This is a genomic window from Harryflintia acetispora, from assembly GCA_004340125.1.
Classification (GTDB): Bacteria; Bacillota; Clostridia; order Oscillospirales; family Ruminococcaceae; genus Harryflintia; species Harryflintia acetispora.
In genome coordinates, this window is sequence record SLUK01000002.1 from 1 (window position 1) to 20670 (window position 20670).

Annotated in this window: 26 protein-coding genes; 18 read left to right on the top strand and 8 right to left on the bottom strand. The window is 51.0% G+C overall.

Annotated features, from left to right (window positions below):
- Window positions 1-188: 188 nt before the first annotated feature.
- The 6 genes from EDD78_RS02620 to EDD78_RS02645 all read right to left on the bottom strand — a co-directional run bounded on the left by EDD78_RS02620 (window position 189) and on the right by EDD78_RS02645 (window position 5457).
- Window positions 189-644 (bottom strand): lipocalin/fatty acid-binding family protein, encoded by a 456-nt coding sequence (locus EDD78_RS02620; RefSeq protein ID WP_132083869.1) that lies wholly within the window; start codon window positions 642-644, stop codon window positions 189-191.
- 14 nt (window positions 645-658) lie between these two features.
- Window positions 659-1438, bottom strand: a complete 780-nt coding sequence (locus EDD78_RS02625; RefSeq protein WP_132084111.1) for an N-acyl homoserine lactonase family protein — start codon at window positions 1436-1438, stop codon at window positions 659-661.
- Between the two features lie 14 nt (window positions 1439-1452).
- Window positions 1453-2241 carry a DUF8091 domain-containing protein gene (locus tag EDD78_RS02630; RefSeq protein WP_242942182.1) on the bottom strand — a complete coding sequence of 263 codons (789 nt, stop codon included), beginning with the start codon at window positions 2239-2241 and terminating at the stop codon, window positions 1453-1455.
- Window positions 2242-2275: 34 nt separating this feature from the next.
- A complete protein-coding gene (locus EDD78_RS02635; RefSeq protein ID WP_079699582.1) occupies window positions 2276-2902 on the bottom strand; it encodes an HAD family hydrolase in 627 nt (208 codons plus the stop codon).
- A 191-nt stretch (window positions 2903-3093) separates the two neighbouring features.
- Complete coding sequence (cysK, locus tag EDD78_RS02640; protein ID WP_132083870.1) at window positions 3094-4029, bottom strand: cysteine synthase A; 936 nt, start codon at window positions 4027-4029, stop codon at window positions 3094-3096.
- Window positions 4030-4068: 39 nt separating this feature from the next.
- Window positions 4069-5457 carry an MATE family efflux transporter gene (locus EDD78_RS02645; protein ID WP_286170726.1) on the bottom strand — a complete coding sequence of 463 codons (1389 nt, stop codon included), beginning with the start codon at window positions 5455-5457 and terminating at the stop codon, window positions 4069-4071.
- Between the two features lie 340 nt (window positions 5458-5797).
- Between EDD78_RS02645 and EDD78_RS14085 the strand changes: the two genes are divergently transcribed.
- The 4 genes from EDD78_RS14085 (at window position 5798) to EDD78_RS02665 (ending at window position 10026) form a co-directional block, all read left to right on the top strand.
- On the top strand, window positions 5798-7057 hold the full coding sequence (locus tag EDD78_RS14085; RefSeq protein WP_207668643.1) for an immunoglobulin-like domain-containing protein: 1260 nt from the start codon (window positions 5798-5800) through the stop codon (window positions 7055-7057).
- Between the two features lie 200 nt (window positions 7058-7257).
- The gene (locus EDD78_RS02655; protein WP_079699579.1) at window positions 7258-8235 is read left to right on the top strand and encodes an SIS domain-containing protein; all 978 of its coding nucleotides are present in this window, start codon (window positions 7258-7260) and stop codon (window positions 8233-8235) included.
- Window positions 8236-8366: 131 nt separating this feature from the next.
- Window positions 8367-9185 (top strand): PfkB family carbohydrate kinase, encoded by an 819-nt coding sequence (locus EDD78_RS02660; RefSeq protein ID WP_079699578.1) that lies wholly within the window; start codon window positions 8367-8369, stop codon window positions 9183-9185.
- Between the two features lie 82 nt (window positions 9186-9267).
- Window positions 9268-10026, top strand: a complete 759-nt coding sequence (locus tag EDD78_RS02665) for a GntR family transcriptional regulator (protein WP_165873081.1) — start codon at window positions 9268-9270, stop codon at window positions 10024-10026.
- Window positions 10027-10080: 54 nt separating this feature from the next.
- Here EDD78_RS02665 and EDD78_RS02670 read toward each other — a convergent pair whose 3' ends face one another.
- Window positions 10081-10806: a gamma-glutamyl-gamma-aminobutyrate hydrolase family protein gene (locus EDD78_RS02670; protein WP_132083872.1), complete on the bottom strand. Its 726-nt coding sequence runs from the start codon at window positions 10804-10806 to the stop codon at window positions 10081-10083.
- Between the two features lie 797 nt (window positions 10807-11603).
- Here EDD78_RS02670 and EDD78_RS02675 point away from each other — a divergent pair.
- The 10 genes from EDD78_RS02675 (at window position 11604) to EDD78_RS02710 (ending at window position 16861) form a co-directional block, all read left to right on the top strand.
- Window positions 11604-11900, top strand: coding sequence for a PC4/YdbC family ssDNA-binding protein (locus tag EDD78_RS02675; protein ID WP_066866686.1), 297 nt, complete (start codon window positions 11604-11606; stop codon window positions 11898-11900).
- Between the two features lie 23 nt (window positions 11901-11923).
- Window positions 11924-12049, top strand: coding sequence for a hypothetical protein (locus tag EDD78_RS14160; protein ID WP_256184603.1), 126 nt, complete (start codon window positions 11924-11926; stop codon window positions 12047-12049).
- Window positions 12050-12051: 2 nt separating this feature from the next.
- Window positions 12052-13044 carry a hypothetical protein gene (locus EDD78_RS02680; RefSeq protein ID WP_132083873.1) on the top strand — a complete coding sequence of 331 codons (993 nt, stop codon included), beginning with the start codon at window positions 12052-12054 and terminating at the stop codon, window positions 13042-13044.
- Between the two features lie 216 nt (window positions 13045-13260).
- Window positions 13261-13470, top strand: coding sequence for a hypothetical protein (locus tag EDD78_RS02685; protein ID WP_066866683.1), 210 nt, complete (start codon window positions 13261-13263; stop codon window positions 13468-13470).
- A 16-nt stretch (window positions 13471-13486) separates the two neighbouring features.
- Complete coding sequence (locus EDD78_RS02690; protein ID WP_066866681.1) at window positions 13487-13840, top strand: DUF5681 domain-containing protein; 354 nt, start codon at window positions 13487-13489, stop codon at window positions 13838-13840.
- A 2-nt stretch (window positions 13841-13842) separates the two neighbouring features.
- Window positions 13843-13980 carry a hypothetical protein gene (locus EDD78_RS13895; RefSeq protein WP_165873082.1) on the top strand — a complete coding sequence of 46 codons (138 nt, stop codon included), beginning with the start codon at window positions 13843-13845 and terminating at the stop codon, window positions 13978-13980.
- Window positions 13973-14656 carry a hypothetical protein gene (locus EDD78_RS02695; protein WP_132083874.1) on the top strand — a complete coding sequence of 228 codons (684 nt, stop codon included), beginning with the start codon at window positions 13973-13975 and terminating at the stop codon, window positions 14654-14656. The genes EDD78_RS13895 and EDD78_RS02695 overlap by 8 nt, the downstream gene beginning before the upstream one ends.
- A 259-nt stretch (window positions 14657-14915) precedes the next feature.
- Complete coding sequence (locus tag EDD78_RS02700) at window positions 14916-15197, top strand: hypothetical protein (RefSeq protein ID WP_132083875.1); 282 nt, start codon at window positions 14916-14918, stop codon at window positions 15195-15197.
- A complete protein-coding gene (locus EDD78_RS02705) occupies window positions 15172-15582 on the top strand; it encodes an HNH endonuclease signature motif containing protein (RefSeq protein WP_165873083.1) in 411 nt (136 codons plus the stop codon). The genes EDD78_RS02700 and EDD78_RS02705 overlap by 26 nt, the downstream gene beginning before the upstream one ends.
- A 139-nt stretch (window positions 15583-15721) precedes the next feature.
- Window positions 15722-16861 (top strand): tyrosine-type recombinase/integrase, encoded by a 1140-nt coding sequence (locus EDD78_RS02710; RefSeq protein WP_165873084.1) that lies wholly within the window; start codon window positions 15722-15724, stop codon window positions 16859-16861.
- Between the two features lie 47 nt (window positions 16862-16908).
- Here the strand turns inward: EDD78_RS02710 and EDD78_RS02715 are convergent, their stop codons facing one another.
- Window positions 16909-17088 (bottom strand): hypothetical protein, encoded by a 180-nt coding sequence (locus EDD78_RS02715; RefSeq protein WP_009532310.1) that lies wholly within the window; start codon window positions 17086-17088, stop codon window positions 16909-16911.
- 149 nt (window positions 17089-17237) lie between these two features.
- On the opposite strand from EDD78_RS02715, the gene EDD78_RS02720 reads away from it, so the two are divergent.
- From EDD78_RS02720 to EDD78_RS02735, 4 genes are all read left to right on the top strand, one after another.
- Entirely contained in the window at window positions 17238-17762 is a 525-nt protein-coding gene (locus EDD78_RS02720) for a hypothetical protein (RefSeq protein ID WP_132083878.1), read from the top strand.
- A 233-nt stretch (window positions 17763-17995) separates the two neighbouring features.
- Window positions 17996-18325, top strand: a complete 330-nt coding sequence (locus EDD78_RS02725; RefSeq protein WP_132083879.1) for a helix-turn-helix domain-containing protein — start codon at window positions 17996-17998, stop codon at window positions 18323-18325.
- An 18-nt stretch (window positions 18326-18343) separates the two neighbouring features.
- Entirely contained in the window at window positions 18344-19087 is a 744-nt protein-coding gene (locus EDD78_RS02730; protein ID WP_079699574.1) for a LytR/AlgR family response regulator transcription factor, read from the top strand.
- Complete coding sequence (locus EDD78_RS02735) at window positions 19077-20399, top strand: ATP-binding protein (RefSeq protein ID WP_132083880.1); 1323 nt, start codon at window positions 19077-19079, stop codon at window positions 20397-20399. The genes EDD78_RS02730 and EDD78_RS02735 overlap by 11 nt, the downstream gene beginning before the upstream one ends.
- Window positions 20400-20670: the final 271 nt, after the last annotated feature.

The following is a 20670-nucleotide window of genomic DNA, read 5'->3' on the forward strand; positions in this document are numbered from 1 at the left end:
TTTCCCCTGAAAACAGGAAAAACCAGCCCGTTTTTCAGGCTGGCCGCGGCAAAAATGCGGGATTGGCAAAGGTGTAGGTTTCTGCAACACCTGTGTTGCTTTCATTATTCCATATCCCGGCTGAAAATGCAACAAAAACCGGCAGGAAAGGGCCCGGCAGCATTAGCTGCCGGGCCCTTTCCCACTTTTTATTTTTGCTCTCCAAAAATCTGTGCGCCGCAGCGGGAACAGTAATCCCACTCGCCCGCCTCGATTTTGTTCTTGGCCCCGCAGGAAGGGCAGCGCAGCGTAAGGCTTTGCCTGCCCGCGCTTTTGGGCGGGGAGGGGGAGTCCGCCCTGGCCCCGGGCCGCTCCCTTGCCGGCCGGCCGCCGACCTGCTCCCGGAATTCCTTAAACTCGGCCTCGGAGACCGGGAACTCCTCGCCGTTTTCCACCTTGAAACAGGCGGTGCTGCCGTTGACCGTCTTCTGGGTATAAGTGACGCTGACGCCGTCCACCGTTCGCTCATAGGTTTTGGTGCTGCTTTGATACGCTTTTGCCTGCTCGAAATCGAGGTCCGGTGGAAGCCCGATCGCTTCCAGCGCGGCCCGGAAGCGCTCTTCATTTGTCTGCCGCGGCTCTTTGTCTTTTTTTCTTCCAAACATATCCGTTCCCCCGCTTATTCGTAAAACTGCGGCGCGCGCCGCACCGTCTGCCAGAAATCCCAGTCGTGGGGGAAGAAAACCTTTGCGCCGTACTCCTTTTGCAGCCGCCGCACCCGCTCGATCGAGGCGAGCAGCAGCTCCCGGTCGTAGGGGCTACGCGCGGGGACGGCGGGCGGGCCGTAGTTTTCGGCGGTGTAGACCGCGTCCTGGGGGAAGAGCAGCGTGCCGCAATCCAGCTGCACGAGCATACCGAGCAGCCCCGGGGTGTGCCCGGGCAGGCTCAGAAGCTCCACCCCCGGCGCGAGGGTGTAATCCCCCTCGATGAGGTGGTATTCCTTCACCGGCTGTTCGAGGTCATTTTTGATGTAGCCGCCGTGGCGCTCTGGATCGCTGACCCGGTGGGTCTCGCTCAGCGCGTGGAGGAAATCCGCCTTGGGCGCGTAGACGTCGGCGTGCGGGAAGAGGTAGATCCCGCCCAGGTGGTCGAGATGCAGGTGGGAGATCACCACCGTTTTGATCTCCCCGGGCGTGGTATTGCACAGCGCCAGCTGGCGCTCCAGCCGCTGGGAGGGCTCCTGGGTCAGCGGGAAGGCGCGCTGCATGTTCTGCGGCCAGTAGCCCTTCATCGCGTCGGGGTGGCAGCCGGTGTCGTAGAGGATTTTCCCCTGCGGATGATCGATCAGCACGGCAGGCACGGGGAGGCGGACCGTTTCCTTGGGCGCGTCCCCGCCGCGGTAGACGATCCCGCCCTTGTCCGCCAAAAGGGTGCCGGTATCGAGCAGATAGACCTTCATCATGACCATTCCTTTCATGTCCTGGTGCGGTAGAGGTAGCTGTTTTTTTCCTTGCCCACCCGCTCGACCGCCCCGGTTTGCAGCAGCACGCTCAGCGCCTTCTGGGCGGTGGGGCGGGAGAGGACGGCGACCTTGGCGAAGTCCCGGGAGGTATAGGGCTCGGGCAGGCCGGGCGGGACCATCGAAAGCCAGCTGCCGGGGGAATCGAGCAGGAGCTCCCCCCGAAGCGAGAGCGGGATGCGCTCGAAGCGGGTGCAGCCCCGCTTGCGGTCCGCGCTCCATCCGTTTAAGAGCCGGTACTCCTCCATATCCAGAAAGAGAAGCTGGAAGCGCAGCCCCGCGCTCCCGAGCATCGGCCGCAGCTGATAGAGCTCGTAGAAGGCGTCCCACGGCGCGCCCGTTTTGGGCGAGCGGCGCTTCTCTGTCAGGGAGCCATCCTCCTCGTTTAGCCAGTAGATCCACTTGATGCGCGCGATGGGATAGACCACCGTGACCGGCCGCTCGCGCAGGAAGCGATCGAGCTTTTCGCGCAGCCGCCCGAAGCTGCGGGTCTGGATCTCCACGATTTCGTTTTCCCGGGCAATGTCCGCGACCCGCCGGCCGATTTTCACCTCGTGCAGCGTCTCGTCGGGCTCAAGATAGCATTTTAGCACGGCGTGCAGGGTCCGCTCGCCCAGCGTGCCGATCCCGCCCGTGGGGCCCCCGCCGCCTTTGCGGTCGGCGAGCACCTGCTGGCAGACGGTAAAGAAGCGCTCCTGCTGCGCCGGGGTGGGCGGCGTTACGTCGCCGGGCGGACGGGCCATGGGCAGCTCTCCTTTTATAAAAGTGGCGGATCGCCTAAAGCGAAAGGGTCAGCAGATCAGAGAAGCGGTCGATTTTGGCAGCGTACCCCTTGGGCTGCCCGAAGCCGTAGGAGGCGAACACGAAGGGGACGCCCGCCAGCTGGCAGGCCTCGTAGTCCCCCTGGGTGTCGCCGACGTAGAAGGCCTCGCGAAGATCGTTGCGCTCGATGATCAGGCGGATATTTTCCCCCTTGGGGCGGCCGGTATTGCCGAAGGACTCGAAGTCGGTGATATAAGGCTCAAAGCCGTTTTTGCGCATGAACAGCTCGATGTAGCCGCCCTGGCAGTTGGAGACGATAAAGAGCCTGCGGTCCTTCGCGAGCTGCGGGATCGTCTCCTTGACCCCTTCGTAGAGAAGGCTGCCCTCGTGCTTGGGGATAAAGATTCCCTCGTAGCGTACGCAGTCCTCCATCGCGGGGAACTGCTGCTCCAGGGGCAGCTCGCAAAAGACGCTCGCCGCGATCGCGCTCATCGTCTTGCCGAATTCCTGCTTGAGCCGGTCGGATGTGATCGTCCCCCGGTAGGGGATATGGCAGTCCTTGATCGCCTGGTTCCAGGCCTTGGCTACGACGTGGGTGGTATCCCACAGGGTGCCGTCTACATCGAAGATAATTGCTTTCATACGTCAACCTCATTTATTGTTTTCTGGCGTTGCCGGGTACTATTATAACATAAGGCATAGTCTTTCCGAAACTACCATATCGGAAGTATTGAAAGCTTTGCTTTCAATACTTTGGAAAGGGCACAGAATCACTTTTCCGTCCGAAGAAAAGACGGGCGCCCTTTGGCTATGCCGTATTGGGAATTTTTCGGTTAGACTTCTTTAAACATCGGGGTGGAGAGGTAGCGCTCGCCGGTGTCGGGCAACAATACCACGATCAGCTTGCCGGCGTTCTCGTCCCGCCGGGCGAGCTGGATTCCCGCCCAGACGGCCGCGCCCGAGGAGATCCCCGCGAGCACGCCCTCCTTGCGGGCGAGCGCGCGCCCGGCGGCATAGGCGTCCCCCTCCTCCACCGGGATGATCTCGTCGTAGATCTCGGTATCCAGGTTCTTCGGCACGAAGCCCGCGCCGATGCCCTGGATTCCGTGCGCTCCCGCGGTACCCTTCGAGAGGACGGGGGAGGCGGCGGGCTCAACGGCCACCACCCGTACCGCGGGATTCTGCTCCTTCAGATAACCGCCGGCGCCGCTGAGGGTGCCGCCGGTGCCCACCCCGGCGACAAACACGTCCACCTTCCCCTCGGTGTCCTTCCAGATTTCCGGCCCGGTCGAGCCGCGGTGCGCCGCCGGGTTGGCGGGGTTCTCGAACTGGCCGGGGATGAACGCGCCGGGCGAGGCGGCCGCGAGCTCCTCGGCCTTGGCGATGGCGCCCTTCATCCCCTTGGCCCCCTCGGTGAGGACGATCTCGGCCCCGTAGGCGCGCAGAAGTGCTTGGCGCTCGACGCTCATCGTCTCGGGCATGGTCAGGATCACCCGGTAGCCCCGCCTCGCCGCGATGGCGGCCAGCCCCACGCCGGTGTTTCCGCTGGTGGGCTCGATGATGACCGAGCCGGGCGTTAGGGCCCCCGCGCGTTCGGCCGCCTCAATCATCGAGAGCGCGACGCGGTCCTTGGCGCTGCCGGCGGGATTTTGCGACTCCATTTTAGCCACCAGCCGCCCTTTCAGGCTATAGGCTTCCTCGAGGCGGGAAAGCTCCAGCAGCGGGGTGGAGCCGATGAGCTCGGTAATACTTTGATGAATCATTGCAATGACCTCCTTATATGAACCAATATGGACGGATATCCAAGGTTAAATCACATGGTGCGCATGCCATTTGTTGCCGCGAAAGCGCAGCATGAATACCAGCCCGCGCACCCCCCACTCGAGGTTCATCGCCGCCCAGACGCCGATGATCCCAAAGCCGAGCGTGATCCCGAAGACGTAGCCCATCACCACCCGGAAGAGCCACATGGTACACATCGAGACGACCGAGGTGAACTTCGAGTCGCCCGCCGCGCGCAGGGCCGAGGGGGTGATGAAGCTCATCGACCAGAGCAGCGGCTGCCCGATTGCGGTCATGGCCACAATGGTGAAGATGGTGGGCACGATCTCGGCGGGCGGATGGAACAGGGAGACGAGCGGATGGAAGAGGGGCAGCATGACCGAAGCCCCCAAAATAAACGAGCAGGTGGACAGCCCGATAAAGGACTTGACGAATTTGCGCGCGTCCGCCACATCGCGCCGGCCCATGCACTGCCCGACCACCGTGACCACGGCGAGGTTCAGCGCGTTCGAGCCGATCTGGAAGAGGTTGGTCAGCGACGAGCAGATGGCGTTGATGGTCAGCGACAGGGTGCCGAGCCCTACGATGAAGGTCTGGGTGAGCAGCTTGCCGCCGTTGAAGAACATCTGCTCGGCGGCGAAGGGCAGGCCGATGAACATGATCCGGCGTTGGATGGCGGGGTCGATTTTGAGCGCATCGCGGATATGGAAGTGCAGGGTGTGGTTGTAAAGGCTCAGATAGAGCAGCGAGATCGCCATCCCGATCAGGCGTGAGGCGATCAGCGAGATCACAAGCCCGCGCACCCCCAGGTCGAGGACGGTGATGAACAGGACGTTGAGCAGCATGTAGCCGAGGTTGGTCACCAGCGAGAGCCCGAGCGAGGACTTGGTCTCGGCCACGCCGCGCAGCGCGCCGCAGCAGGCCTCGACCACCGCGATGAAGGGGTAGGAGACGCAGCTGCCGATGAGATAGACGCGCGCGTTCTCCATCACATCCTCTTCGGCCTTGCCGAAGAGGACTCCCAGCACCGGGCCGTGGAAGATGATCAGCAGCACGCTGATGACGAGCGAGAGGATTGCCACCGCCGAAATGGCCTGCGCGGCCGAGCGCACCACCATCTCCTCGTTGCCGCTGCCGCGGTACTGGGCGACCACCACCGTGCCGCCGGTGGCCACCGCGATGAAAACCTGCAGCAGGAAGATATTGAGCGAGTCCACCATGTTGACCGCGCTGACCGCCGCCACTCCGGAGGTGCTGACCATCGCGGTATTGAGCAGGGTCAGGCAGACCACGAAGGCCTGGTCCACCAGGATGGGAATGATCAGGGCGACGATGTCCCGCATCGCAATGCCCTCGCCCGAAAAATGACGCTCCAAAAATCTGCCGGCACGCACCGGCAGGGGGGATTTGCGCACTGTCTGCAAACCGCTCACGCCTTCCAAACTTCTCTATCCATATGGATATGGTTCCCACGACAGGCCGAGACCTGATTCGGTTTTTAGTATAGCACCCGCTTAAAGTGGTTTCAACGTTTTGCACAAAATAAAATGACCGTAAGCATAGGCTGCTTGCGGTCCCAAACGTCTGGCTTTTCGCGGGAGGGTGGAGCAAACTCTTTGCTGCCTCCCAATCTTTTCCTAATTATATCCTCCTTTGGCGGAAAATGCAAGAAAAAGGTCTTTTTTTCGTCTCTTCCCCCCGGAGGGAAGACCGCAAGCAGCCTATGCTAACGGTCTTATTAAAGGAGGAAATATGATGACGAAACGGCTGACGGCGCTCGCCATACTGGCGCTTCTGCTGGCCCTGCGCCTCCCGGCCGGGGCCGTGGGGGAAAGCGAATATATCATCCTGCCGGTGAGCGCCCATGACGAGGCCATCGATGGCTTTGCCGTGTCCGCCTCGGGCGGCGGGCGGACCATCGCGGCGGACGCTGCAAAGACGGAAACCGATGGGTGGCAGTATACCTATTACCTGCCCTTTGAGAACCCGCCGCAGGAGGACACCGACTTCACCATTACCGTTACCTCCAAGCCGAAGGGGCTGTTTGCCGGGCTGAGAAAGGGGGCCAGCAAGACGGTCACCATGACCTACAACGCCATCAAGGGCCTGACGCTGCAAGGCCCTCACGGGGCACTGGGGAGCGGTCCGCTGTACCTCTGGAGCGACAGCGCGCCGGGGCAAAAAAACTTCGCGCTCGCCGCCCAGAAAAACCCGGGCGCCGGGGCCACGGGCTCAACGGGCCACCCTTATATGACGGTGAAAAATTACACCGCCCCGGTGTCCTGGGCTTCGAGCAACGAGGCCGTCTGCACGGTGGACGACAGCGGTTTGATCACGGCGGTGGGGCGGGGGACGGCTACCGTTACGGCGAGCGTCTATGGCGGAAAGGTGGCCGCCGCGGCCACCGTGGCGGTGGACGCCTGCCCACCGGACGACAGCGGGAACCCCATCGCGCCGGATAAGCTCGGGCAGACGGTAAGCTGGGCGGGGCGCAGCTGGTGGGTCATTGACGAGGACGGTACCAAGTATGGCGGGCAGCCCGGATCGGTGGTGCTGCTGGCCAACTTCAACGCGGCAAGCAGTATGTTCGGCGGCGACAACGCCTACAGCACGAGCGCGGTGCGCGCGAGCTGCCAGGAGTTCGCGGCAAGCCTGGGACCGTCTTGGCAGCAAAAGCTGTCCGCGCACAAGTATGTGGAGGACCTCGCTTGGCTGCCGAGCTTCTACGAAATCTATGGCTATCTCGCGGGTGTGCCGGACAGCTACCCCGAAACCAGGCAGTTCTGCCACTTTGCCGACAGCGGAGTGACGGCTAGTACCCCCTCCTTTTATACGCCGGTAGCCGTGGCGTATGCCAATGCCGGTTCCCGCGCGTGGCTGCGCTCCCCGGACTCGAGCCTTCCAGTCGCCCCGGTTTATGCCTGTACCGTCCTGCTCCCGTCGGGGGGCGTTACCAGCATGGGGCCGGTTGGCACCTCCTATTCGGTGCGCCCCGCGATCATTCTCAATCCGTAAAATCCTGGTCCTGTCCGGCGGACGGCTTGTTTCTGCGGGTTGTGCGGGGTGGTAAGAGTACAATATAGAACAATTTAGAAAATAGACACAAAAACTTGCGGATTTCTCTTGACAAAAGCGCTAGCGGAGTATATTCTATAGCCAGAACGGTTTAGCATGTTGTAACACAACATAATACAAGTAAACAGGAGGAATTTGAAATGACTCAGGAACATCTCAACCAGGTCGCCGCTGCGGTAAACGCGGTTAAGGCGAAGGGCAAAATCAACCACTTCTATCTGATCGCCTGCGGCGGTTCCAAGGCCTTCTTCGGCCCGGCCCAGTACATATTCGACATGGAGACCGAGATCCCCGCGACCATCTATTCTTCCAACGAGTTCGTGCATCGTATGCCGAAGGCGCTGGGCAAGGATTCCGTCGTGCTGACCTGCTCGCACAGCGGCAACACCCCCGAGACTGTGAAGGCCTGCGAGCTGGCCCGCGAGAAGGGCGCCACCACCATCGCGTTCTCCCACCTGGTCGATTCCCCGCTGTGGAAGGCTGGCGAGTTCGACGTGCACTACAACACCAAGGACGAGGCGGACGACTCCAACGGCCGCGACGCCATGCTCTATGCGGTTGTGTTCGGCATTCTGAACGCCATCCAGCCCAATGAGAAATATGAGCGCGCCATCAAGTGCGTAGACAACCTCCCGAAGCTGTTCGCCGCCAACAAGGAGAAATACGCCGCGCGCGCCCAGGAGTTCGGTGAGAAGTATAAGAGAGCCACCATCCTCTACACCATGGCCAGCGGCGCCAACTATGATGTCGCTTATTCCTTCGCCATCTGCCTGATGATGGAGATGCAGTGGATCAATTCCTCCGCGATCCATTCCGGCGAGTACTTCCACGGCCCGTTCGAGATCACCGATTATGACGTTCCGTTCATCATCATCAAGGGCCTCGACGAGTGCCGCCCGCTCGATGAGAGAGCGCATGCCTTCTGCAAGAAGTTCAGCAAGGAGATCACCCTCATCGATGCCGAGGAGTTCGACATGGACGGCGTCTGCGACGATCTGAAGGGCTACTTCTGCCCGCTGGTTGCCGGCGTTGTGCTGCGCGACTATGCCGACACCCTGGCCGATCACAGAGGCCATCCGATGAGCGTGCGCCGCTATATGTGGAGAATGGAGTACTAATCCATACGCTGAAAATCTGACGATTCAAAATCCAAAAATGAGGCTCGTTTCGTATCGGGCCTCATTTTTGGGGTTTATAAACCGGTTCGGAGTCATTTCCCCAATATAAAAAAAGAGGAGCTGTATCACCTATGAGAATGATTGGTCTTGGCGACAACGTATGCGATTGTTATCTCCATCAGGGCTTATACTATCCGGGCGGCAACTGTGTGAACGTCGCGGTCAACTGCAAGCGCGACGGGTTTGAGGAAGCGGCCTATATGGGCGTTTTCGGCGACGACGACAAGGCGGAGTACCTCAAGTGGGCGCTCGACCAGGAAGGGATCAGCTATGAGCGCTCCCGCGTCCTGCACGCCCCGACCGGCCAGCCGGGGGTCAACCTCAACGAGGAGGGCGACCGCATCTTCGTGGGCGGGATCGCCAAGGACACCGCGCAGCAGATCGTGAGCATGTGCCTGACCAAGGACGACCTCGCCTATCTCGGCGGGTTCGACCTTTGCCACAGCAGCTGCTACTCCCTTTTGGAGCATGAGCTGCATAAGCTCCAGGGCGTGGTCGAGCTTTCGTTCGACTTCTCCGATTACCGCGATGAGGAATACCTGCAGAAGGTCTGCCCCTACGCCAAATACGGCTTCTTCTCGGGCGCGGATCTGAGCGAAGAGGAGATCAAGAAGCTGATCGGCACCTGTCATGAGCTGGGCACCAAGATCGTCGGTGTGACGCGCGGCGGCAAAGGCGCGCTCTTCTCGATCGAGGGCAAGCTCTACGAGCAGGGGATCAAGAAGACCGAGGTGGTGGACACCATGGGCGCCGGCGACAGCTTTATCGCGGGCTTCCTGACCAAGTACACCCACACCGGCGATCCGGTCGAGTCCCTCGACTTTGCGGCGACCTGCGCGGCCAAGACCTGCACCATTCCCGGCGGATTCGGCTATCCGCACAAGCTGTAATCATTTATTTTAAAACGAGGGACCGGGCCGCCGCGCACAGAGCCGGGCGGCCCGGTTTTTCTATATGGAAGGCGGGCATACGATGCTCAATACCAACAGCTCCAAACCTCTGTATGACCAGCTCAAGCAGCTGATCAAAAACGACATAATCAGCGGGGTTTACCGCCCGGGGGAGCGCATGCCCTCCGAGGCGGAGCTCTGCGAGCGGTACGAGGTCAGCCGGGTGACGGTGCGCCGCGCGCTCAAGGAGCTGGCGGGAGAGAACCTTCTCGAGGGGCGGCAGGGCAAGGGCACCTACGTGGCCAATCAAAAACAGAAGAAGAGCATGGACAACATCCGCGGCTATTCCGACGAGATGTCCCGTTCGGGACGCACCTCCCGGCGCCTGGTGCTGGAAAAGGGGCTCATCCCCTCCGAGGAGCCGGTCGCGCAGCGCCTGGGGGTGGCCCCGGGCGACCCGGTGATCCGGCTGCGGCGGGTGATGTACGACGGGGCCGCGCCGCTGATGCTCGACACCGCCTACTATTCGGCCTACCGCTTCCCCGAGCTGCTCACCCGGGTGCAGGACGACGTGTCGACCTACCGGCTGCTCGAGGAGGAATACGGGATCGTGCTGAGTAAGGCCTACCGGGAGTTTGACATCGAGCTGTGCTCGCTTACGGACAGCCGGGTGCTGATGTGTGCGCCGGGCGATCCGCTCTTTTCAATCTTCAAGGTCGCCTATGACCAGTACGGCGAGCCGGTCCACGCCGCGCGCAGTCTGGTGCTCTCCAGCCGTTCCACCTATGTGGTGACGGTGGACGAGAGCGCCGCCGACCTGCACATCAAGATGAAGGAATGACAAGGACAAAGAAGGCCCTCAGCATTCGCTGAGGGCCTTTCCATATATCCCGGTCTATTTCGCGCAGGCGGCGACGAACCCGTCAAAGAGGCGCTTGTATTCCGCATGGTGCTCGGACAGGTTCTCCGGATGCCACTCCACGCCCACGATAAAGCCTTCTTTCGCCTCGATGGCTTCAACCACCCCGTCTGGCGACTTGCCGGAGCAGACGAGCCCCTCGCCCAGCTTTTTGACGGCCTGGTGGTGGAAGGAATTGACCTCGATCTCGGTCTTGCCGATGAGGGAAGCCGCCTTGCTGCCCGGCACCAGCGAGACGCTGTGGAACAGCTCGCCGCGGATTTCGTTGGCCTGGCAGTGGCAGATGGTGTCCGGCAGCTGGGAGGGGAGGTCCTGATAAAGGGTCCCTCCAAAGGCCACGTTGAGCACCTGATGCCCCCGGCAGATGCCGAGGATGGGCTTATGCAGCCTGGCGGCCTCCCGGATTAGTTCGATCTCGAAGCGGTCAAAGTCGCGGCTGACATAGGTCACCCCCCTGATCGGCTCCTCCCCGTAGAGCAGGGGCGCAATGTCCCCGCCGCCGGGAACGAGCAGCCCGTCGATCGCGGCGGCGTACTGCCTGGCCTCCTCCAAAGTACCGAACGGCAGCATGAGCGGCGTGCCGCCCGAGCGGCGCACCGAATCCACATAGTCGTGGTTGGTTTTGTACAGGCTCCAGGAGTTTGTTTGTAACGCGCCGACAGCCGGTTCGAGCGCGGCGGTCATTCCGATAAGAGGTTTCATGTTATAGCCCCCAGTTAAATTGGATTCGGTAAGATGCTATAATGCTAGTATAGCATAAAACCATTTCTCATCCAAGCGGCAATCCAAGGCGGATTTCGATGATATTCGACGTTACAGATACAGCCGTTTAGTAGAATCTCGGACAAAATCGTGGTGAATTCTAATTTTCTGCTGAAATTCCCGGAAAGTAAGATATATTTTTCTATGATTGTGCTTGTTTGTTCAGCAAGCGTAATACTGACATCACAAGCAATATAGCAAAAGCATAGCATTGAGTTTTACTTTTTGCAAGGCAGAAAAGGTCAACAAAGTATTGCAGTTAAAGGCTTTTCAGACAATTATCTCTCATACTGCACAATGCAAAACTGAACAAATGAGTTTCGGTTTATTTGCCCTTAATTTTCTTTGTATTTTGTGGATAGGCATAACAACTTTATACTATTGTATTACTGTTTATTTAAGGGGTATCATCAGAAGTTCCCAGATAATCCAGAATTGACTTTTAGGAATAGGATATATAAAATATAGGTTAATCCATTAAAATCAATCTGGGGTCAATCTGGTTAATCTGAGGATTATATATAAAAAGGACCTCAAGAAAATAGTCGGAAAAATAAGGAAAAAAGTTTATTTTGCCTATGTACTTTCAGAAAATAATGTGGTATAATATATACAGGTCGGAAAAGACAAGTTAATTTAATATTTTGAATGCTTAGAGAAGCAAAGTTACCTTTAGACGAGGTTTAACTGGCTTCTCTTTTTTGTTGCCTAAAATCAAAAGGAAAGGAACAAGGAAAATGGATAACAAAACAAATAAGCATGAATTTGCGTGTAATGCTGGTAAGGTTACCGAGTACGAAGTTAAGGAACATATTGACACTATCATGGTGGGCTTTCGTGGATTCTCAAAGGAAGTGTCGATTGTAAAGTGGAACGACAAGAAGCCTGTGTTTGATATTAGAGCATGGCGAGTATCTGACAGAGACGGATTGCAATATCCTTTGCGTGGTATCACTTTCTCTAAGGAAGAATTTATCAAGTTAAGGGAAATCTTGAACAGCATTGATGTGAATTGCATTGATGAATATATGTGAGCAAAGAATGTGAGGTATTGAATATGAACGGAGCAAAGACTGACGAAAGAAATTATTATGCTGAAAGCTACATTGCTTTAATCGAAGCAATTATCAAGGAAACAGCTTCAATAATCAAAGACATAAAGAAAGCAATGGGCGAGGTGTGAAAATGGGAAAGAAAAAACTACAAGGTGCAGACGGAATGAATTTTCAACTGCAACTTACAATAAAAGGCTTAGAGAGCATAAATCTTCCAGAGGAAAATCTCACGAATGAATCTGGAAATGACATTATGAAAATATCTTGTTGGGGTGGCAAACTGTCTGCTTATGTGAATTTGCCTAACGCAATCAGGCCAAATAATGTGCAGCCATTTCAACTATCTGATTGTATCAAAATCGAATTGGTAAGAAACCAAGTCATTGAGCACATGAGGTCATATTTGCAAAAGCACTTAAAGGATAAGTATTCTGATGAATTTCTCTCAATGATGAGTGTCACAAAAATGGAGTGCAATCTAACGATAAAATGCGTTGGGAATTGTAAGCCAAAGGATGTGATTAGATTGTTTGAAAGGTCATTTGCAAAGGTTACTGTTTATAAGGAAACCGACCCAAACGGAAAAACACACAGGAAACCAGAACGAGGAATCACAACAACCAAGCCCCATGAATGGGTGTTAAAGGTGTATGACAAAACCTTTCAGCAAAGGCAAGCAGGCAATCTTAAAGTTGAGTCAAATCTGATTCGTGTGGAATTGGTGTTCTTAGACAGAATGCTTGACCGTATGTATTCGAGCAAGAAATCATTAGAGGACATTCTCACAAGGAAAGCAATCAAAGCGCTGATTGACCAGTACCAAGAAACCTTTGACGAGATATGCAAAAAGAATATTACGCCTATGCTGAATGCTTGTGTGCAAGAGATATTTGAATGTTTAACTTGCTCTACTCCACGAAAGGAAGTAAGCGAAACTTTGATTAAGTGTAAGGAACTCATTGTAGATACTGAGGTGTTACGCAAGGCATTAAAGAAGTGGTATGTATTCAAGAAACAGCCTGATAGCTCAAAACGCATTGTTTCATTTTATCGAGAGAAAAATATGGGTTTTCCAGAGGATGTGCTTAGAACGCTCAAACTCATGCACAACTCTTTAGGATAAAACAGGTCTGAAAAGTTACATTCGATGTTACCCTGCGACCCCAAACTTGAAAAACTGAAAATCTCATAAATTGAGCATAAACCACCATTCATTGGGGTGTAAAAGGTGTTTCACAAGGCATTTGAGCAAATTGCAAAAATCAAATCTTGTCCATAATTATATGAGACAGATACACAAACAGATAACAGTACATTAACAGTAAGGGGGTGTTCACTAATGCAGGTAGAACGCATATCAGCAGACATTACATTGAAGCACAAACCCAGAACGGGAACACAGGCTTACAATATGCTGATTGAATCTCTCAAAGCAGAGATACAGGAAAAGCAAGAGATTTTATCTCATCTCTCACAAGACAAAGTAAAACAGAAATTCATAGAGAACTGGAATCCTACAACAAGGAGCGTGAACATCTATGATATGTAGGAAGGAGTGATTTTCTATGCCTTATGCTAAAGGACAAAGTGGTAATCCAAAAGGCAGACCTAAGCAAACCGCAGAGCAGAAATCACAAAAGGAGCAATTTCAGAGGTTGCTTAAATCTTCTACCGTTGAAGCTCTGCAAAGCATAATCCAGATTGCCAATGACAGATATAACAAGGACCGATTCAATGCTTGTAAGTACATCATTGACAAGGCTTATGGTGCAAATACTGCTTTTCTTTTAGACGGTACAGAAGATACTGCTCCTACTGTGATTAGGATTGTTCCATACGGTAAAGAAAACGAGGACTGGAACGAAGATGACTGGGAAGATGAATGGAACAATGCCCCAGATGAAAATGAGGACGAATAACTATGGTAAAGATTACAAACGGAACAGTTACCACAGAGGTAACGCAAGGTGCGTATGATACATTCTACAAGGAACAAGGATTTGTGATTGTGTCAGACGAAAACGAAAATATCGAATGGGAGGAAGAAGAAAATGGCTAAAGTCAATACTATTGCAAACAACGGGCTGACTATCGTTGAGAACTACAATAAACTGCTTGAACAGTTCAGAAAAACAAAGACCATTGATGATGTGCGTATTCTGGTTGCAAGCGTCAGAGATTTTATTTCTGTGTATAAGCGTGTAGATAAGAACATGGTAAATGAAATCTATGAAAAACTCCAGGGCAAATTGCAGGATATGGTTGCTGAAAATGCTTTTGTGTATGACCGTATGAATAACAGAGTTGAGGAAATCCGCAATCGTGGTTATGACTATGCAAACGAACAGGACGATACACAGGCAGTACAGAGCAAAGCACTTCAGCTTATGTCTCAGATGCCTAAGGTAATGAACAGCAATCATGCAAACCGTATTACTAAGGTTTTGACAGATTCTATCAATTCTGGTGTTATCGGTAGCAAGGCTGTTCTGGAACTGCTTAAATATCCTGCTTATGCTGATATGGTATCTGCAAAGATTAGGGAGCGTGCTTTTGAGGGTAGTAAATCTTCTGCTGAACAGGCTTTTGACAGATTGAAAGAATCTGAACTGAAAGAAGCTGAACAGGGGCTTGCTTCTGTGTATATGCAGGGATTCCACCTTAGAAACATTGAAAAACAGGTCAATGCGTTTAAGAAGCCTTCCGCATGGAATCCAGACGAACAGACAGCATAAAGGATAATCCCAGAATAACACAGGATAATCCAGATTGAATCAGAAGTCATAAGGTAATGTATTCCTATGGTATAGGATAAAAGTTCACCAGAAGTCAACAGAGAACCTCTGGGGATAAACATAAAATTGAGAATAAAATAAATCGGTCACTAAAGAATAGTCCAGTTGTCCAGACGGAGCAAACACAAAAACATGGACAACAATACAATAGTTCAGATGAATTTGTATTCGTGTCCCTAATCGAAAGGGAGAATACAAAATGGCAAAGAAGAATAATGCGAATAATACGAACACTTTACCAGAGCAGGAGTTTAACTTTATTGTATCAGATGTACGCATTCCTCGTATGGTGCCTTTACAGACTCTTGCAGATGAATCTGGTATTTCATATAAAGCACTTTGGCAAATGTGCAAACAGAACAAAATCGTACATATTAAGTCCGGTAATAAGTTTCTTGTGAATGTGGATAAATTCATTGAGTTTCTCAATACCGGCGAAACGGAGGTTGAGAGCAATGACGGAGAGAGTAACACAGCATAAAAGCAATACCCCTGTTGAATGGGAACAGGCAGAGGGATTTTCAAGGTATCTTATTTCTACTGACGGGCAGGTGTATAGCTTAAAAAGTGACAGGCTTTTACCACAAGGTATTACAGAACGAGGATATAAACAGGTCGATGTGTTTAATGATGAGGGAATCAAAAAGCACATGAGAGTGCATAGGCTTGTTTACATGGCACATAAAGGTGCAATTCCAGAGGGTATGCAAATCAATCATAAGGACGAAAACAAAACGAATAATTGCATTGACAATCTGGAACTTATGACAAACAAGGAAAATTGCAGTTATGGCACTCGTAACGCACGAATCAGCAAATCCATGAAAAGATACAGAGCAAAACAGCGAGCAATGGCCGCTTGTTGATGTGGTATCAGAATTTATAGTTATCTGTCAAGGATACGATAAAAAGGGAAACAAACTGGTTAAGAATCTTACATATTCAGTCAATCAGTCAGCAACACCCAAACAACAAGAACGAGAAGCGAAGAAGTATGCCATGGATATGGAAGATAAACTGAAATATGGCTACGACTACAACGCAGAAAAAATGTCATTTGAAGATTTTGCATACAAATGGCTTGAGAGTGTTAAAGATAACATTGCTTATGGTACCTATGCAGGATATAAACAGGTTTTGGAAAGTAGAATCATTCCCTACTTTAAGGGAGACAAGATTGCTCATATCAAAACACCACACATTGAAGCCTTTTATAGAACTCTGGTTGACGATTATTCCGCAGGTACAATAAAGAGATTTGCTAATGTGTTGAATCTGATTTTTAAGACAGCCAAGCGTTACAGCATGATTGAGAACAATCCTTGCCAAGACGCACAAAAACCAAAGAGAAAAGACGAGGACGAGGGCTTAAAGTTCTTTACTCCAAAGCAAGCATTGATGTTTATGAAATCTCTGGATATGTCATACGAGGTAACCTACAAAGGCCATCAGCGTATTGATGATACAGGTAAACCATACTATGTGAATGAGTACACAGAATCCTATACTGTGCCTACACAATACAAAGTGTTCTTTACTCTCTCATTGTTCTGCGGATTCAGAAAAGGCGAAACACTTGCTTTGCACTGGAATGATATTGACTTTAAGGAAAAGAAAATCTCTATTTCAAAGTCTGTGGGTATGACGGAAAACGGATTTGATTATAAAGAGCCTAAGACAAAGAAATCTGTCAGAAAGGTATCTATTCCAGATGATGTAATCCCACTTTTGAAGCAGTATCACTTTGAGTACATACAGACACGATTTAGTCATGGTACTGCATGGCAAGGCGATTTGAGCAATGGCGGTAATCTGTTCATTCAAGCAGACGGAAAGCTTATGGGGCATACAACACCTTATCAGTATTTCACAAAGCATTTACACCGCTATAATGAGTGGGTGCAGAATAATCCAGAAAAAGCAAAGGCTGAGGGATTAGAGGAATTACCGATTATTCCGCTTCATGGGTTGAGACATTCATGTGCTACCCTGCTCAATTATCTGGAAGTCAATATCATTGAAATATCAAAGACATTAGGACATTCAACCTGTTCCACTACAATGAACATCTATGCTCATAGCTTTGAGGAACAGCAAGAGGAAGTAGCAACAAAGGTAAATGAGTTCTTACGATTGAACGCATAAATAATTGAGAGCCAGAGGAAAAAAATCCAAAGGCTCTCATTTAGTCATCATTCATCTTTCAATTCCATGTGGTCAAGGGCATATTGTAAAGCCATGCTGATTAGTTCATTACGAGAACGATTCGTCTTAGCTGCTAAATCGTTATATTCCTCTTGCAAGGCTCTATCTATGCGTATCGTCATGGTGACAGATTTATCTTCTTTAGGTGTTACGATAAATTTCTCCATAATGCAATTCCTCCATTGATTTTAATTACATTATAGTATTGACAAGGGACATAAAACTATGACACAATAGTGAGTTAAAATTATACTGTACTTTTGTATTACACTCTGCTATAATGCTAATATCAACCAAAACTTGGAGGTATGGCATTATGAAAGATAAAGCAACCAAAAACGGAGTCAAAAAGCCGATTTTCAAGAAGTGGTGGTTTTGGGTAATCGTTGTCGTTATTCTGGCCGCTATCTTCGGAAATACTGGAACAAAAGACAGCGTTGAGGACGGAGCAAAGGACACTATCAGTTCAGCAGAACAGCATACAGAGGAAAAGCAAAACGAAAGTACAACAAAAGATGATATTTCCTTTGTGGTTACCAATGTTCCTAATGATGTGACAGGTAATTGGAGAATTGCCTCAATCGCAGAAAACATTGAAATGCAGGACTATGCTTTGGACTACTACAAAGAGTATTTCAAGAGCGATGATGAAATCCATGCAATAGTCAACTTCAATTACAAGACAACAACTAAAATCTCTGTCATGGGAAATCTGCTCGATGTGTCTGTGTATGAATATGTTGACAAAGAAGAACATGATGCAAAATTGCGTTTCAGCGGTATGCTCCTTAAAGAATACCATGTAAACAAAGATACTGGAGAAATAGAAGAAATACAGTAAAAAACGAAAGCCTTGACCACGAATGAATGGTTAAGGCTTTTCTTTATACTATCGTAATACTAAACTTACGGCGTGCTGTGGTGTGATAGGCCGAGTTAGGGAAAGCAGAAATCCCAAAAAGGTAATACGGGTAACACTTATGGAGAGTTATGGAGAGATAGGGCGAGTGCCTGTTAATCTTTTGACAATTGGAGTGAGATTCGTATTTCATTTTTTTCGGGAGATGGTATAATATGCGTGGAGACAGATTGGCCGATTTAAGAAAGGACAAGGGACTCACACAACAGGATTTGGCGAATGAGCTGAACATTTCCTATCATACCATTTCCTCGTACGAGACCAACCGCAGCAATCCTGACGACGAGATGAAAATCAAGATTGCGCGGATTTTCGACGTAACGCTGGATTATCTGCTCGGGTTAATCGACGAGCAGGTGTCGTTTCGGCGCGACAATCCGGTTGACCTGACGGAAGAAGGGCTCATCAGGGCAATTAGCGAGAAGCATCGGGAATTGGGCGAGTACATGGAATTGTTGCGTGAGGTCCACAAGTCCAAGGAGTAACAGCTTGGAGGGGACATCATGCGTATCGCAATTTGTGACGACGATGAAGTATTCCGGGACGAATTCAAAGGATTGCTAATCAGAATGCTGCTCGACTTCGGCGAGGAGTGCGACGTTCATGAATTTGCCAACGGCCGTGAGCTGCTGGCCAGCCGGGAGCGGTTCGAGCTGGTCTATCTTGACATCGAGATGGACGAGATCGACGGCCGGCGCGTTGCGAAGTTTTATCAGAAAAAGCGGAACGACGGCGGAGAGGTGCCGATCGTGGTCTTCACGACCGTCCACCCGGAATATTCTTACGAAGGCTATGAGCATGGAGTATTTCGTTATTTGACAAAGTCGATCCTGGCGAACAAGCTGGAAGAGAGCTATCTTTCGACGAAGGAAGAGCTTGCCCGTCTCAAGGGCGAGGAATTCACGGTGCTCTATCGGGATGGGGAAAAGAAAATCCGGTACGGCGACGTTCTGTATTTCCGGTCGAATCCCGATGGCAGAGGAATTGTCATCCATACGCGGGACGAGGACTATCTGGTCAAGAAGACCTTCAAGGTTTTGGAAAAGGAGCTCAGGGGCAGGAGCTTTTTCAAAGTCAACATCAGTTATATTGTCAATTTGAAGCACGTCGACAATTACAGTGGCAAGATGGGAAAAGTCTACATGGATGACGGCAGTGAAGCCGAATTGAGTCAAAAGGCCGCAAAACCGCTGGGCCTGGCTATGCACCAATATCTCAAGGAAGGGGTGCCGGCGTTTGCTGACTAATATTTTAATCGACTGGCTGTATGAAAGCATCGATCTATTTACCCATCTGTTTATGTTTGACACCTTCCTGACGCGCAGGTGGTCGAAGGCGAAATCGACAGCAATAGTACTCGGAATTTATCTTTTGCTGATTTGTTATGTGGATATTTTCTACTTTGACACAAAAGATAAAATTTTTAATAATTATATTGCGATTGCTTGCTTGGTTATTTACCGTGATAAACTAATAAATAAACTAGGTACCATATTATTGGTTCGGATACTCTGTTATGCTTTTGAATCGTTAATCTTAGCCGGTACCATTGCTCAAGCTAACTTTGAATTAACTGAAATTTTCTTATCATCCTTACTATTAATTTTATCAAGATGTGTACTGCTGATTCCTTTATTTATTTTTATAAGGAAATTTAGAAATGGGTATACAGTACGCGGTATGATAGAAAAACTTTCGATAAAACAATCAATTGCATACAGTTTAATGTTTTTAATTTTGTTCCCTTTAACACAAATTACTATCTTGAAAACGTTTAAATATCAAAATATAACAAACTTAATATTGTTAACAGTTCTTGCTTTGGCTGTAATGGAATTTATTACAATGGCTTATATTTGTCTGAAGAAAATCTTTGAAAATAGAATGATTAACAGTCAAAGGTTTGCGCTATCCAAGCAGTTGGTTTATCAGACAGAACACAATAAGCGGATTGACGAATCAATAAATGAAACGAAAAAGATACGTCATGACATGAAAAGTAAGTTGATTACAGCCCTCTATAACGTCCAGCTTGGCAACTTGGAAAGGGCCACAAATGATTTGGAAACCTTATTGCACAAGGTTGTGAAATCGACGCCACGCTTCTTTAGCGAAAACACGGCGGCCGATGCCGTATTCCGACATTACCATGCGCTTGCCTCGGAACGGGGAATCACAATGAAGATCAACGCGATTCTGCCGGACCGGGAATTTATGCCGCCGGATGACCTCGGGTTGATTCTAAGCCATTCCTGTGAAAACGCGATCGAGGCCTGCGAAGGCCTCAAGAATTCCCTGATCGAAATAAATACCTACGTCCACAAGAATAGCTTTTGGTTTTACAGCATTCGCAATTCGGTCAAGGAAAAGGTGGAAATTGTGGACGGCGAAATCTTTACGACAAAAGAGGACAAGACCAGTCATGGTTTCGGACTGCCCGGTATCCGTGCGGCAGTAGAAAAGTACGGCGGCGTCCTGACAATGGACAGTGACGATCACTCTTTCAGCCTTGAAATTTCGTTGAAAGTTCCTGACAAAATATACGAAGAAATAAGATAATATTTGGTAATTCGACAAACTGTGCGCAAAATCGCGCATGGTTTGTAAATATTGCTGCCGGCGTTTCAAAAAATCCGTATACTGGATGCAAGCGGCGCTTTGGGGATGGGGCTATGGCCGCCGTCCCTTATTTTTTGCCGTGGTGGAGGATGTATATGGAGCCGAAAGCTGCATTGGAACTTCTGGCTCTTTGAACGGGAATATCTGCTTTATATCAAGAAACGATACCTGTTCGATCAGGTTTCTCTCAATCGGATTGATTACCTGCTTT